Consider the following 13568-nt stretch of genomic DNA (forward strand, 5'->3'; position numbering starts at 1 on the left):
AGAAAGTTGGGAGGGAAAAAGATGTCGGGATTTGATTCATTGTATAAAAAAATGCCTATTCCTGTTCAGGATGTTTTAATTTCCGTATATGGAATGAAGCTGTATAAAGAAAGATATGGCGTTTTTTATAAGAATAAAATGCAAGAGTTGTTATCAAGAGACACGAAAACCTTTGATTTTGAGGAGTATCAAAAAAATGCCTTATACGATTTTCTTCAATATGCAAAAAAGAGCAGTCAATATTATAGCGAAATCATACCTGAATTAGGTTCAAAAAATGATTTTTCATTAGGATTTTTAAAAAGTCTTCCTATAATGGATAAAGAGATACTAAGAGAAAATATTAATGAAATAGTGACTGTTGATAAAGAGAAAGCTATAAAAGGTAATACTGGCGGTACAACAGGTAAGAGCTTAATTGTTTATTATACACAACAAGATATGCAAGAAAGAATGGCACTTCTAGATTATTTTAAATACCAGCATGGATTTAAAAAAGGAATGAGTAGAGCCAGCTTTACAGGAAAAGACTTGGCAGCTAATAATCCTAATAAGCCAGTTTATTGGAGAAGTAATCGTACTTTAAATCAATTGTTATTCTCTACTTTTTATATCAATGATAGATCCATTCCCCATTATATTAAGGCCTTAAATAAATTTAAACCTGAATCAATGGATGGATTCCCAACATCAATGGTAAAAATAGCAAAGTATATAATCAATAATAATATTTCTTTGGAATTTTCGCCGACAGCTATTTTCCCAACTGCAGAAACTCTTCTTTCAGAAGACAAAATGATTTTGGAAAAAGCTTTTAAAACAAAAGTAAGAGATCAATACGCATCTTCAGAGGGAGCGCCATTTATTACTGAATGCACACAAGGAAACCTTCATCTCCAGCTAGATACAGGAGTGTTTGAAAAAGTTGATGATAGCAATGTAAGTGAAATTCTAGTGACAAGTTTTTCAACCCACGGTACCCCTCTAATACGTTATAAAATTGGTGATAAATTAGAATTTACCGAAGAAAAATGCACCTGTGGTCAAAACACGCCAATAGTGAAAAGAATTATTGGTCGAAATTCTGATTACTTATATTCAGAAGAGAGTGGGAAGGTTTACAGCGCAAACATATCTAATATCGTAAAATACATTCCTTATTCAGTAAGGCAAATACAACTTATTCAAAATTCTGTTGATGAGGTTAAAGTAAAGGTAGTTCCTGATAGAAGCCTATACAAAGAAGAGCATACTCAGCTGATCATTGATGAATTAGTAGTTCGTCTAGGAAATAAAATGAAATTTCCGATTGAATTGGTAGATGAAATACCCACAGAAAAAAGTGGGAAAACAAGATTTATAAAAAATAATTTGAATTTGTCTTAATTAAATTAGTTTAATACAAACAAGTGGGTGTAAAATGAATATCATTATAACCGGGGGTGCCGGATTTATAGGCACTTTTACAATTGAAGAGCTTCTAAAAGAAAAAGAACATAAAGTGACAATCATTGATAACTTAAGTACAGGTTTGGAAAGTAATCTGTCTAAAGACATTAACTTTCTTCGAGGAGATATTTGCGATTCATTATTTATGAAGACAGTTGATATAGAAAAAGCAGACATTGTCATGCATTTAGCTGCACAAACTAGTGTTCCTCATTCTATTAATTATCCTGCTTATGATTCAAAAGTAAACATACTGGGATTAATTAATACATTAGATATGGCCAAAAGGTTGAAAATTAAAAAAGTTATATTTGCTTCAAGTGCTGCAGTTTATGGTAAAAATGAAGATGTTCCAATTAATGAAAATGTTCAGTTAGACCCACTCTCACCTTATGGTATCTCCAAAAAAACAGGTGAAGAGTATATAGAATGGTATTGTAACCATCATGGAATTGATTACGTGATTTTTCGCTATGCAAATGTATACGGTCCAAAACAGACCGAAAAAGGTGAGGGCGGAGTATTAAAGATTTTCGTTGACAATATGCTTAATGGAAAAGAGAACTATATATTTGGAGACGGTAATCAAACTAGAGATTTTATTTATGTAGAAGATATTGCAAAAGCTAATGTAAAAGCTGTGGAGCTACCTACCGGTATCTATAACGTTGGTAGTGGGAAAGAAGTAAAAATTAATGACTTATTCAAAATAGTTCAAAAATATTGTCAAACCGAAAATGAACCTGTTTATAAAGAAGAACGTGAAGGGGATATTTACCGTAGTTGTTTGAATAATAAAAAGATTACTCAAGCAGGTTGGTATTCTGACTTTTCTCTTGAAGAAGGAATACAAAAAACAATTGAAGCGATGAGTGAACAGAAATAATGAAAAGGTTATTTGATTTTTGTAGTTCTTTAGCAGGAATAATCATCTTATTACCCGTCATTTTAATAACTGCTTTTCTTATTCGATTGAATTTGGGTTCGCCAATCGTATTTAAACAGCAGCGTCCAGGCTTGCAAGGCAATCCCTTTTTTGTATACAAATTCCGGACAATGACCGATGAACGAGATGAGAATGGCGAGTTACTACCAGATTCAGTTCGCTTGACTTCATTTGGTCAGTTACTCCGTAAATTGAGTTTGGATGAGTTACCTCAGCTATTTAACGTATTGAAAGGTGATATTAGTCTTGTTGGTCCACGACCACTTTTAATGGAATATTTGGAACTTTACACTTTAGAGCAAGCCCGCCGTCATGAGGTGCGTCCTGGTATTACAGGATGGGCACAAGTAAATGGCCGCAATGCAATCTCATGGGAAGACAAGTTTAAGCTGGATGTATGGTATGTGGATAATCGAACATTCTGGCTCGATATTAAAATATTGTTTATGACGGTCCAGAAGGTGTTTAAGTCCGAGGGGATTAGTCAGGCAGGACATGTAACAATTGAGAAATTTGCCGGTTCGAAAGGCGCTGATAACGAGTGAAATCAATTGTTGTAATTGGCGAAGGCGGTCATAGTAAAGTGGTACAGGATATTATCGCTGCAGAAGGACTATATCAGGTGATTGCGGTTTTGGATGATAAATATGATGATGTATTTGAGAAGGATCATGTTTTAATTGGTCCTGTTTCTTATGCAGAAAAACTGATTGCAGAAACGGATGCTGTTTTTGTGATCGCGATTGGGAATAATCGAGTCCGTGAAAAGATTGCTAGAATGTTGTTTGAAGCGGGCGCTGTGTTTGAGAAGATTATTCATCCTTTTTCATCGGTCAGTCCTTCTGTGCATATTGGTGCTGGCACTGTTGTGATGGCAGGAAGTGTGATTAATGCGGATGCGGTCATGGGGGAGCATGCGATTATTAATTCTGGTGCTGTCATTGAACATGACAATCGAATTGGTGATTTCGCACATATTTCGCCAGGTGCTGTGTTGACGGGGAATGTAAGTGTTGGCACGGGTGCTCATATTGGTGCTGGTGCGACAGTAATCCCAGGGAAGAGCGTTGGCGATTGGTCAGTTGTTGGTGCCGGTACAGTAGTAATTAAAGACATCTTAGATGATGTAACGGTTATAGGTGTCCCAGCGAAAGTAATGAAAAAATAATACATAGAGGAGTGATCGTATGTCTGAACAACCAAGAATTTATTTGTCTTCTCCGCATATGAGCGGAAAAGAGCAAAGTTATATTAATGATGCATTTGAAACGAACTGGATTGCACCGCTTGGGCCGAATGTGGATGGATTTGAACGTGAGATTGCAGCCTATACGGGTGTTGCAGATGCGGCAGCGGTAAGTTCGGGAACAGCAGCGATTCATCTGGCGCTTCAATTGTTAGACGTACAGGCGGGCGACACAGTATTTTGTTCAAGCTTGACGTTTGTGGCGAGTGCGAATCCGATTGTTTATGAGGGTGCTGTACCAGTTTTTATCGATTCAGAACCTGAGACATGGAATATGTCACCAGACGCTTTAGAGCGAGCTTTACAAGAAGCTGAAGTGTTGCCAAAAGCGGTTATCGTCGTCAACTTGTATGGACAGAGTGCGAAGATGGATGAAATTATGGCGATTTGTAATCGTTACGGTATACCGGTCATTGAAGATGCAGCAGAATCACTTGGCGCCGAGTATAAAGGCAAGAAAAGTGGTTCATTCGGGAAGTTTAATGTGTTTTCATTTAATGGGAATAAAATTATTACAACATCTGGCGGCGGTATGCTTGTTTCTAATGACGAAGAAGCAATGCGTAAGGCTCGTTTCTTAGCGACCCAGGCACGTGACCCAGCTCCGCATTATCAGCATAGCGAATTGGGCTATAACTACCGGATGAGCAATATTTTAGCCGGTGTAGGCCGTGCACAGCTAGAAGTGCTGGATGAACGTGTAAATGCGCGTCGTGCAGTATTTGATCGGTATATAGAGGCATTCGGTGATGTGGATGGGTTTAATTTCATGCCGGAACTAGAAGGTTTCAAACATAATCGTTGGTTGACGACGTTGACGATTGATCATAAGAAAGTCGGGTTTACACCAATGGAGCTGATTGATGCATTGTCTGCAGAGAACATAGAAGCACGTCCTGTGTGGAAGCCGCTGCACTTACAACCGTTATTTGAAGGAGCGAAATATTATACTCACGAAGAAGGCCGAAGTGTGTCAGATGAATTATTTGAGAATGGTGTTTGTTTGCCATCGGGATCGAATATGACAATAGAGCAACAAGAGCGGGTTATTCATTTTATTGGTGAAATGTTGAAGACGAAATCATTGCAGGTATAATATGGACTCAGTCGGCTGTGGCCGACTGTAGGTGTTTTTAAGTGATTTTTACCATGTAGGATATTATATCTAACAATATCCTAAAAAGGCGCCTTTCTTTTAGAATGTAAGTATGACTAAACATTCTCAAGAAGAAGGTGCCCCCTATGATATAAAACGTAATGCCACAAACATAAAGCATTAAAAGCTGACGTCCCCCCTAGTAAAATTGCTTATTTTACTAGGGGGGACGTCAGCTTTGTATACTGTTTCCGCGTACCCTTACTATTTTCACTTTCAACATGAAATATTGTCATGTGTTTATTATTATTTATCAACGTATGGTCGTATGTACTTAACAGTTTGTTCTCATAGTTCGTTAACTTTGAATTACCCCGTAACCTTTCCAACCACCGGGTTTCCCTTCCTCAATACAAACTAAACCTACATAGCCGCCGGCCACTGGAGTCGGGTTTGTTATAATACTTCCGAGATAATGGTACACGTCCCTTCTAGCCACAGAAGCATTATAGGATGATGCCCAAATAGTTCCTTCAGGGCTTTTTGTTTGGCGATACGTTACACCTGTTTCAGGATCGTACAGCATGGAACCAACGGCGGCTTTAAGCACTAACTTCGCCGATCTTTGGTAAACATATCCATCTACACGCGGATACCCATCCGCGATTATCTGCGTGTAAGTTCCTGTAACATTAGGCTTTTTGATTTCATTTTTAATCAGTCTTAATCCTGTGGATGCTGAATCTTCCGTAATTAAGCCTTTTTTAAAGTAGGCAATACCAGAAATCATTCCACCAGATTTGCGAACATCTGAAACATTATTGTTTTCGATTGTGACGTTTTCAAATTTTCTGACGTTTGTCATTCTTATACCGTATCCGGACTTCCCAAGCTGCCCTGGATTTTCGATATAATTCTGGCTAATATCCACGTTTTTTACAACAGAATCAGCATGCGAGCTATTCAAGAACTCAAAGTTAATACCCGTGTTAATCGGATTTACAATTGAGTTTTTCTCGATTTTAATGTTATCAATAATATATTTGACCCCTTCTGTAAGTGCGGCAAAGGTAATGCCGTGGCTTACAGTATTGGGAACTTCTTTCGAGTTGATATTGAATTCAATCGTATTTCCTGAAATGTGAACATCACGTATGCTGGTTGCTGCCCAGTTAGGAAGTGTTCCAATGCCCCAATGTGATTTTAAGACTTTGGAAAGGCCTCCTCGACTTGGACTGATTTTAATAATGTTATCCATTATTTTTATGTTTTCTAGGTTAATAGAAAGCTCCGTCCACAATGTAACCCCTAATGCCACATCTTCCAGAATATTATTAAAAAACATCACATTACGGTAAGGGCTAGGCGCTCCAGCTAATGTATTATCTGCCACGATGAATACTCCATTTGTATAATTTTTAATAATATTATTGTGGCACCTGGTATCACTATTATGAAGTTCAATTCCAGTAACAGCATTTCTTGATCCGTACAGAAAATTATCCCTGACGATCGCCCCTTGTCCCCCTACATAAAAAGAAGTCCTGTCATACGCGGGCACCTTTTCGACTGACATTTCAACTTGGCATCCGATTATTTCCAGCCTGTCAATAGAACTTGTGGTGATCTGATGTACGCCGATACAGTCCTTCATTACAACATTTGAAAACAACACGTTTTTCGAATTATCTACCCAATAGGAGAATAACGTACGCCTGTTCTTTCTTGTATTTGCATCTGTTTTTGGGTTTCCAATTGTGTTTTCATCTATGGTTAAATCACGTATAACCACATTTTCTGCCTTTGTAACTAATTTAAACATATAGCGAAAGTTGCCAAATCCATCTTTTATCTTCAGTACCCCTTTTCCAGTTAGTGACACATTTCCGGGTATTTTGAAAATAGTATTATCGGCAGGATGAAGAAGGGTTCCTATAATGAAGGTTTTGGAATCTTGGAAATGTATTTTTATGTGGCGGGAAGTATCATTGCAATAATTCAACAAAGTTTGGATCTTAGAAGAATCGTCCGACTTATTATCACCTTTTGCTCCAAACCATTGAACATCGATAAAATCTGTATACACTAAAACTGCTTGAAGACCATTTTTGAGTGTGATAACGGAACCCCCGTTTTCTTTTAAATTAGACGTTTGAACAAGATAGGATGCCCCCCCACCGTCATTTTTTGAGTAGTAACCTAAAGTTTGAACGGAATCACCCGATCTCAGATTAGTAGCTAATTTCATATCATCTAAGCTATTGAAGAACTTTGTAGTTTCGGCCACCTCTTTATTTAAAATTTCGATTTTTTCAGAAATTAAGCTTCCGTCTTTGTCAATAATTATAGTCGATTCAGTATTTCCGACCCTATAGCCAAAAAAGAAAGTTAATATCCAAAGGATAAACTTAACTAAGAAGTTTCTTCGACTCACAATATCCTCTCCTTACAAAACTACACCTTAGTTTATTTATAAATATCAATAAACACTTAATGAATAGTATAAATTATAATCATTTATACTTACAAGTCTCCCCCACTTTCTCAATAAATGTATCCTATGTATTGATTATGAATAATTTACCGCAAATAAACAACAAAAAAGAGCCCTTCATACAAAATATAAAGATGACCAAATAGTAGAGATCCTTTATAAGAAATGATGACGAAGAAATGAGACGGATCAAATATGGAATCATTGTTGTAACTCTGACTGGTATTTTTATAAGTACGAGAAGAAGTTTTTTAGTGGCTGATGAAGAACCAAAGAAAGGAGATGTGTACTAGGTAATAGAGATAAGTTCCTTTTTATTAAGGCTCATGTATAGTCTGAATTCCTTTATTTTCTAAAAAACGGTTATAATGAAAATAAAAAGGGGCACTTCGATGAAAAAGAGCAGCATTTTTTGTGTTCGTCACAGTCGTCATTGTTTTCGGCTTGTTAGTTTCAGGTTTTGTCTCGAATCAGGGGTAAGTTGGACAAGGTTGCTAGTGAAGCGTGGGCCCAGCCAAAGTTTGAAGCAGGAAGAAAGCATTTTATTAGAGGAAATGGACCGGAGTATACATCCTCAGCAATCTATATGAGACTTTTTACGTTATCAACCTTTAGTAAAGGATGAAGTGACGATCTCCTTGATTGGAGTTGATAGTCTAGCGAGCGTGGAAGATTCCTTGTTACAAAACAAGCTGCAATTATTCGATCCAAATTTTACAACCATTACTGTTCATCCTCATGGTTTTGAGCGGTATTCCACTTCTGATTTATTGAAAGGGGACAAGCATTTGGCCGTTGTGAATGATCAGCCCGACTTGGTTCTCTTTGAAACATCGATTATCGCCAATCAAAAGGAAGAAGTTTATTATGATCAAACGAGGGGCTTAAGTGTATAGGCTAACATATGTTCAACGAGTTCTTGATCTACAGGATTATTGATTTCAATCCAGAAGATGGCTGGTTTTTTCTGTTTTATTGATTGGGAATATTGAATTTGTTTTGATCAATTGTTTTCGATGCCGAGTTTGCTGTAATAGCTCTTGATTCGTATAAAGACAGGTGAATCTTTCCCACTGTACAGAATTTCGCCGCTCGCGCATTTGAATAGGCAAATGCCGGCTGTTGTGCCAAGTTGATTTTCAATGAAGTCTAGTAAAGCAAGGTTGTTGACCATTTTTGTATAAAGTATATGAATGGAGTTCTAAGACTCTGGATCAAAAGCGAACTTTTTTTTCAAAAGTGTCTGGGTTTTGTTGATTATGGTTTGGTGGCCGTGGCCCCCTTTTTCACTTCTTAAAACAGTAGTACATTGAGTTCATAAATATATAGCGTATGAAACGAACTGAAGTATACATAAAGAAATGCCGTTGCTGAGGAAACTCACTTTTGAGTAACGTAAAGAGTCTACTCAACCAAAAAATGTTTTTCGTGCCCTTTTTCTGGGTAAATATCTAAACCCCCTCCTTCTAAAAATGAAAAATTGAACATGAAGTCCCTTTTATAGGGTTCATCTAAAAAAGGAGAGATGGCCGTTGCCAGTTGAATTAGAGCATTATTTAATGACCATGTCTTCAACAGTACGTGAAATGAAAGTGGAGTTAGCCGAAAATCGAAAGATCGCAGATGAGAATCTGTATAGTGAAAAGGTCGATCAGTTATTAAAAAATTGGCGAGAAGAGTTAGTTGAAATTTACGCGGATTCTCTCTCTCAAACCGAAGATGAATCTTTTTCACGCCTGGCCCTATGGGGACAAGAAGTAGTTAAATTATTGGTTAAATTAAATCTGCCCCTTGATGTCGCCATCAATGAAATCTACTACTACCGGGATTCCATCGGATTGTTCATTAAAGAAGAATCAAAAAAGAATGAATTGGGCCTGGACGAATTTTATGAAAACCTTTCTAAATTCGATCATGTGGTGGATTACGCGATCCATTGGCTCAGTTTGTCTTATGTGAAAGTCTATGAATCGAATATGAGTGCTGCTGCTTATATGGTACGCGAGCTCTCCGTTCCCACGATCAAGATTTCTAAAGAGATAGGCGTCATTCCGTTAATTGGTGACATTGATACGTTACGAGCTCAACAGTTAATGGAAACGGCTCTCAATGAATCCGCTAAAATGAAAATTCAAACCTTGATTATTGATTTATCAGGGGTTCCCATTGTGGACACCATGGTGGCATCACGCATCTTTCAAGTAATTGACGCTCTTCAACTGACAGGAGTGGATGTCATTGTAACAGGCATACGGCCTGAAATTGCGCAAACCATGGTTGGCTTAGGCATATCGTTTAAAAACACGAAAACATTCAGTAGTTTGTATCAGGCTATTGAATCTATAAACAAAAGCATGTCCACCACCGGAATGAAATATCTATAAAAGGGTATTTTTGAAGGAGGAGCTTTTACAAATATTGTTTACCTTTAAAAGAAAACACCTGTTTCGAGTGGTTTATTGCTCAATAACAGGTGTTTTTTTGGATTGTATAAGTCTATGGATCTCGTTCGGTATAGAGCTGGAAATGGAAACGTTAAGATGTTGAAAAGGTTTGTCGATTGTCTGCGGATGGCACGGAGAAGAAAGGGATTTAGCCCGGCTATGGCGAAGTTTTCTAACAAAGGGACTTTTGAATTATATGGTAGAGTATTATTTATTTTCCATATGGATTGATTTATAATAACTATAATGAAAATAAAAGGAGCGCTTCGATGAAAAAGAGCAATATTTTTGTGTTCGTCACGGTCGTCATTGCTTTCGGCTTGTTGATTTCAGGGTTTATCTCGTATCAGGGCAAGTTGGACAAGATTTCCAGTGAAGCGTGGGCTAGCCAAGAGTTAAAGCAGGAAGAAAGTGTTTTAGTAGAGGAACTGGACCCACGTACACACCCTAAGCAATCGGTATTGGATTTTTTACGCTATCAATCTTTGACAAAGGATGATGTGACGATCTCTTTGCTTGGAGGTGATAGTTTAGCTGGTGTGGAAGGTTCGTTATTACGGAATAAATTGCAATCATTTAATCCCGCCTTTTCATCTGTCACTGTTCATCATCATGGCTTTGAGCGATACTCGATTTCAGACTTATTAAAAGAGGACAAGCATTTGGCGGTCGTGAAGGATCAGCCCAACCTGGTGATCTTGGAAACATCGATCATTGCCAATCAAAAGGAAGCAGTGTATTATGATCAAACGAATGAGGATATTCAAACGATCGTGTCTGAGCTGAAAAGCAAACTGCCGAATAGCCGTATTTTGATCATCTCAGCGAATCCAACAAGGGATGATAATCGGGGAAAGAATAATCCGATGGGGTATACACGTCAAGGCTATTTAGATGAAACGAAGGCCTTTATCGCAGAGGCTAAATGGGAGTATTTTGATGTGAATGTGGCGATGAAAACGAAGTTAGAAGAAGAACATCGAAGTGTGGAAGACATTTTGGCTGATGATATTCATTTGAATGAAGAAGGAAATGCGATGTGGAGTGACGTTCTGTTTGATTACTTTCAACGTGCTCGTCCATAATAGCCAATGACAGAGAACGACAAATAGGCCCGTGCGTCGGCGCTATTTGTCGTTCTCTTTTTGTGTAAAAAAGAGTTTATATATGAAATAAAGGGTATATATTTGAAAGCGCTTTCGTTAAGCATCTAAAATGAAGAAGAAAGGATGATGGCTATGAATGATACAAAACAAATGGAGATGTCTATTAATAAACTGTATGGAGAGGGCGGGAGAAAAGATAGTTTAAGGGCCCTGACGTTTGTTCAAAAAATGATCATGGCATGGCACAAACATCATTACTTAAAGTATCAATATTTGGAGGAAGGATGTATCAATAAAAAAATTAGAAGGGAACTTGAGGGAAAGAAAGTCTATCATTATGAAAAATACGTAGAAATCTCATAGCAAAACGGCAAATAGCCCCGGCGTACCGAGGCTTTTACCGATTTAATGGTTTCTCTTTTCGAGCATCCGGGCTTCCACTTTTTTGTAGGTGATCAAACCATTCAGGAAGTAGGCGTCTTTAAGATCACATTCTTGCTGGAATGGATCGTGAAAATCGTACAGATGGGAAAAGGCCCGTCCGTGTTTATATAACCATATTCTTTGTGTATGGAATGCGATGTCAATGATAAAGCGGCATGTCTGTTTCTCCAAGTAATAGCAAAAGCCGGTTTCGTTAAAAATGGCTTTCGGGATGTGGTTTCGGATTCGTGCACCCGATGCATATTTGGATTTGGAATAACGAACGTATTCGCCCGCATCTAATATCCAGATCGGGTGTACACCGGCCAGTACATATTGGTCTTGGTGCTCGTACCACGTTTTGAGCGGCATTTTTTCGTCTAGATAAATGAAGACCGATATGGTTTCATTCGGATGCAGGACGCGAAAATCGCGTCCTGTTTGTATGTGTGCAGCCGGAAACTGTTTCGTGAGCCAGCTAAACAAGAGATGCTTGCTCATTCGTTGTCACCGAATTGTTCTTTAAGCTGTTTCATAGCCGCCATTTGCCATTTTCGAACAGCGGCTGGTGTGACGTTTTCGCGCCGCGCGATGTCCGGGTTTGTGAGGCCCTGGATAATGGATAAGTCAAACCAGCGCTTCGCTCGCCCGGTTAGTTGATCACCGTGTGCTTTTGTGACGGCAATCGTATCAGGCGTCGGGCCAGGGTCCACTCCTTCAAATAGAACGGGTTCGCCGGTCAGGACGGTTCCGTCGCTGAAGGCTGCGTCTTTCGTTAGGGCGTTCATGATGCGCCCTTGAATGTACGAGTAGGCGTAAGGCGGAAAGGCGCCTTTTGCGCTGTCGAACTTTGTGTGTGCTTCCCATAGGGCGATCAGTCCTATTTGATGATAGTCTTCTTTGTTTTTGTAAATATGCAGTTTGTTCATGATGCGGTGGATCATCGGCGTGTACTGCATGGCTAGTTGTTCGAATTGCATGATTCATTCCAATCTGACTAGCGCGCCAGCCGGGGATTACCCAGGTTACTTTGAATATATAGGTTAATATACCTATGTGTAAATGGCTTGAAATGATGAACAAATGCCCTATTTTAATAGGTGAAAGATTGTTAATGGATAATAATTGGAAGGTGAAAGAGGGTTTGATACAATAATAGGAGTCGATTCCCATTTGGATGTTTGAAAGCGGTTTCTTTTCGTATGGAGCGGGCTTTATGAAGAAGTGTTAAGTGGATGTAAAATTTAGAAATGAGCAATGGTTGAATAGATGGAAGGCATGAAGGAGATTCATATATATGAATCTCCGGTTTTGTGGGAATTTGTCGAACGAATCATCTTCCGATAAGAGCAGCAAGGTTTTATAATGAACGTGTACTCCCATTATTGTACGAAAGGGCAAAACCGCTAAAAGGCGGTGACGCAAAACTGCAGGGGCTAAGGTGAAGCGACTATGCCAGCCAGTTGTCGAAACGATTTCAGTACAATATTTTCATAGGAGGAACTGCTATGCCGCTCTATAGTATGAAAGAAATCTGGACGCCGCTAACGTGGGTGGGAATCAAGTTTTTTAAGACGCTTGATGACGATGGTTCTTACTATATAAAGATCGGAAACAAGCCGAGAACGAGAATGCGATAAGGAACGCTGCCCTTCTTGTTTCGTATAAATAAGGAATTACACGTTGTCAAATCTCTCTTACCGGGAGGTTTTTTTGTAGGAGAAAAGAACGAATCTAGTGAAAAAAGGTATACAATTGAAAGCGTTTTCATATAGTATATAAAAAATAAGATGAAAAGGGTGATGGCAATGAATGAGACGAAACAAATGGTGATGTCTATGAATCAACCGTATGAAGAAGAGAAGAGAAGACAGGATTTCATGGCAGGGACGTTTATTCGAAAAGGGATCATTGCCTGGCATAAATATCACTATCTTAAATATCAGTATTTAGAAGAGGGCTGTATTAATAAAAAAATTAGAAAAGAACTTGAAGGAAAGAAGATCCGTCATTATAAAAAATATACGGCCATTTCATAGCAAAAAGAGTGATGAACCTCCTGGCGTACCAGGGGGTTTTAATCGATTCATTTTTTCGTGTGCCTAGTCGTGACTTTTATTCAACACCGGGAGCAGCACCGCTGGAAATGGCTGCTACTTATATTAAAAACGTTGTTGGCGGCGTATTCAGTATGGACATCGTACAAGAAGTCATTATTGAAGGTCATAATGCCATGCCAAATCAAGCTGAAGCTATTATTGCGGAAGGTTTAGCAAAAGTGGAAGCAGCAGCAAAAAGTTTATCAGCCGTAACGGCTTAATTATTATAGGCCTCTGTAAGGTCTATTCAAAAAGCAGTAAAATC

15 protein-coding genes and 1 riboswitch are annotated in these 13568 nt (G+C 38.5%); of the genes, 12 read left to right on the top strand and 3 right to left on the bottom strand.

Annotated features, from left to right (window positions below; genetic code table 11):
- Positions 1 to 21 precede the first annotated feature (21 nt).
- From ACZYRN_RS06125 to ACZYRN_RS06145, 5 genes are read left to right on the top strand one after another with little or no spacing between them, the layout of a single operon-like run.
- On the top strand, positions 22 to 1386 hold the full coding sequence (locus ACZYRN_RS06125) for a phenylacetate--CoA ligase family protein (RefSeq protein WP_488910646.1): 1365 nt from the start codon (positions 22 to 24) through the stop codon (positions 1384 to 1386).
- A 34-nt stretch (positions 1387 to 1420) separates the two neighbouring features.
- Positions 1421 to 2335, top strand: a complete 915-nt coding sequence (locus ACZYRN_RS06130) for an NAD-dependent epimerase/dehydratase family protein (RefSeq protein WP_488910647.1) — start codon at positions 1421 to 1423, stop codon at positions 2333 to 2335.
- Complete coding sequence (locus ACZYRN_RS06135; RefSeq protein ID WP_488910648.1) at positions 2335 to 2940, top strand: sugar transferase; 606 nt, start codon at positions 2335 to 2337, stop codon at positions 2938 to 2940. Before ACZYRN_RS06130 ends, ACZYRN_RS06135 begins: the two co-directional genes overlap by 1 nt.
- Positions 2937 to 3563: an acetyltransferase gene (locus ACZYRN_RS06140; protein WP_488910649.1), complete on the top strand. Its 627-nt coding sequence runs from the start codon at positions 2937 to 2939 to the stop codon at positions 3561 to 3563. The genes ACZYRN_RS06135 and ACZYRN_RS06140 overlap by 4 nt, the downstream gene beginning before the upstream one ends.
- Positions 3564 to 3582: 19 nt before the next feature.
- A complete protein-coding gene (locus tag ACZYRN_RS06145; RefSeq protein ID WP_488910650.1) occupies positions 3583 to 4737 on the top strand; it encodes a DegT/DnrJ/EryC1/StrS family aminotransferase in 1155 nt (384 codons plus the stop codon).
- A 358-nt stretch (positions 4738 to 5095) separates the two neighbouring features.
- Here ACZYRN_RS06145 and ACZYRN_RS06150 read toward each other — a convergent pair whose 3' ends face one another.
- The gene (locus ACZYRN_RS06150; protein ID WP_488910651.1) at positions 5096 to 7171 is read right to left on the bottom strand and encodes a hypothetical protein; all 2076 of its coding nucleotides are present in this window, start codon (positions 7169 to 7171) and stop codon (positions 5096 to 5098) included.
- Between the two features lie 698 nt (positions 7172 to 7869).
- Here ACZYRN_RS06150 and ACZYRN_RS06155 point away from each other — a divergent pair.
- From ACZYRN_RS06155 to ACZYRN_RS06170, 4 genes are all read left to right on the top strand, one after another.
- Complete coding sequence (locus ACZYRN_RS06155) at positions 7870 to 8127, top strand: hypothetical protein (protein WP_488910652.1); 258 nt, start codon at positions 7870 to 7872, stop codon at positions 8125 to 8127.
- Positions 8128 to 8763: 636 nt separating this feature from the next.
- Positions 8764 to 9615: an STAS domain-containing protein gene (locus ACZYRN_RS06160; RefSeq protein WP_488910653.1), complete on the top strand. Its 852-nt coding sequence runs from the start codon at positions 8764 to 8766 to the stop codon at positions 9613 to 9615.
- Between the two features lie 329 nt (positions 9616 to 9944).
- A complete protein-coding gene (locus ACZYRN_RS06165; protein ID WP_488910654.1) occupies positions 9945 to 10760 on the top strand; it encodes an SGNH/GDSL hydrolase family protein in 816 nt (271 codons plus the stop codon).
- A 153-nt stretch (positions 10761 to 10913) separates the two neighbouring features.
- Positions 10914 to 11144 carry a hypothetical protein gene (locus ACZYRN_RS06170; protein ID WP_488910655.1) on the top strand — a complete coding sequence of 77 codons (231 nt, stop codon included), beginning with the start codon at positions 10914 to 10916 and terminating at the stop codon, positions 11142 to 11144.
- A 42-nt stretch (positions 11145 to 11186) separates the two neighbouring features.
- On the opposite strand, the gene ACZYRN_RS06175 is transcribed toward ACZYRN_RS06170, so the two are convergent.
- Complete coding sequence (locus ACZYRN_RS06175) at positions 11187 to 11705, bottom strand: hypothetical protein (protein ID WP_488910656.1); 519 nt, start codon at positions 11703 to 11705, stop codon at positions 11187 to 11189.
- Complete coding sequence (locus ACZYRN_RS06180) at positions 11702 to 12184, bottom strand: sigma factor (protein WP_488910657.1); 483 nt, start codon at positions 12182 to 12184, stop codon at positions 11702 to 11704. The genes ACZYRN_RS06175 and ACZYRN_RS06180 overlap by 4 nt, the downstream gene beginning before the upstream one ends.
- Positions 12185 to 12590: 406 nt before the next feature.
- Positions 12591 to 12675, top strand: a riboswitch (cyclic di-GMP riboswitch).
- Between the two features lie 37 nt (positions 12676 to 12712).
- On the opposite strand from ACZYRN_RS06180, the gene ACZYRN_RS06185 reads away from it, so the two are divergent.
- The 3 genes from ACZYRN_RS06185 (at position 12713) to ACZYRN_RS06195 (ending at position 13524) form a co-directional block, all read left to right on the top strand.
- On the top strand, positions 12713 to 12844 hold the full coding sequence (locus ACZYRN_RS06185; RefSeq protein ID WP_488910658.1) for a hypothetical protein: 132 nt from the start codon (positions 12713 to 12715) through the stop codon (positions 12842 to 12844).
- 168 nt (positions 12845 to 13012) lie between these two features.
- The gene (locus ACZYRN_RS06190) at positions 13013 to 13243 is read left to right on the top strand and encodes a hypothetical protein (protein WP_488910659.1); all 231 of its coding nucleotides are present in this window, start codon (positions 13013 to 13015) and stop codon (positions 13241 to 13243) included.
- Positions 13244 to 13254: 11 nt separating this feature from the next.
- Positions 13255 to 13524 carry a hypothetical protein gene (locus ACZYRN_RS06195; protein ID WP_488910660.1) on the top strand — a complete coding sequence of 90 codons (270 nt, stop codon included), beginning with the start codon at positions 13255 to 13257 and terminating at the stop codon, positions 13522 to 13524.
- Positions 13525 to 13568 lie beyond the last annotated feature (44 nt).

The sequence above is a fragment of the Domibacillus sp. F004 genome (assembly GCF_057814295.1).

What these genes read in the sequence shown, in the direction of transcription:
- ACZYRN_RS06165 (WP_488910654.1), top strand. Translation starts at nt 9,945, where the DNA reads ATGAAAAAGAGCAATATTTTTGTGTTCGTCACGGTCGTCATTGCTTTC.
- ACZYRN_RS06185 (WP_488910658.1), top strand. Translation starts at nt 12,713, where the DNA reads ATGCCGCTCTATAGTATGAAAGAAATCTGGACGCCGCTAACGTGGGTG.
- ACZYRN_RS06135 (WP_488910648.1), top strand. Translation starts at nt 2,335, where the DNA reads ATGAAAAGGTTATTTGATTTTTGTAGTTCTTTAGCAGGAATAATCATC.
- ACZYRN_RS06190 (WP_488910659.1), top strand. Translation starts at nt 13,013, where the DNA reads ATGAATGAGACGAAACAAATGGTGATGTCTATGAATCAACCGTATGAA.
- ACZYRN_RS06125 (WP_488910646.1), top strand. Translation starts at nt 22, where the DNA reads ATGTCGGGATTTGATTCATTGTATAAAAAAATGCCTATTCCTGTTCAG.
- ACZYRN_RS06145 (WP_488910650.1), top strand. Translation starts at nt 3,583, where the DNA reads ATGTCTGAACAACCAAGAATTTATTTGTCTTCTCCGCATATGAGCGGA.
- ACZYRN_RS06130 (WP_488910647.1), top strand. Translation starts at nt 1,421, where the DNA reads ATGAATATCATTATAACCGGGGGTGCCGGATTTATAGGCACTTTTACA.
- ACZYRN_RS06175 (WP_488910656.1), bottom strand. Translation starts at nt 11,705, where the DNA reads ATGAGCAAGCATCTCTTGTTTAGCTGGCTCACGAAACAGTTTCCGGCT.
- ACZYRN_RS06180 (WP_488910657.1), bottom strand. Translation starts at nt 12,184, where the DNA reads ATGCAATTCGAACAACTAGCCATGCAGTACACGCCGATGATCCACCGC.
- ACZYRN_RS06195 (WP_488910660.1), top strand. Translation starts at nt 13,255, where the DNA reads ATGAACCTCCTGGCGTACCAGGGGGTTTTAATCGATTCATTTTTTCGT.
- ACZYRN_RS06170 (WP_488910655.1), top strand. Translation starts at nt 10,914, where the DNA reads ATGAATGATACAAAACAAATGGAGATGTCTATTAATAAACTGTATGGA.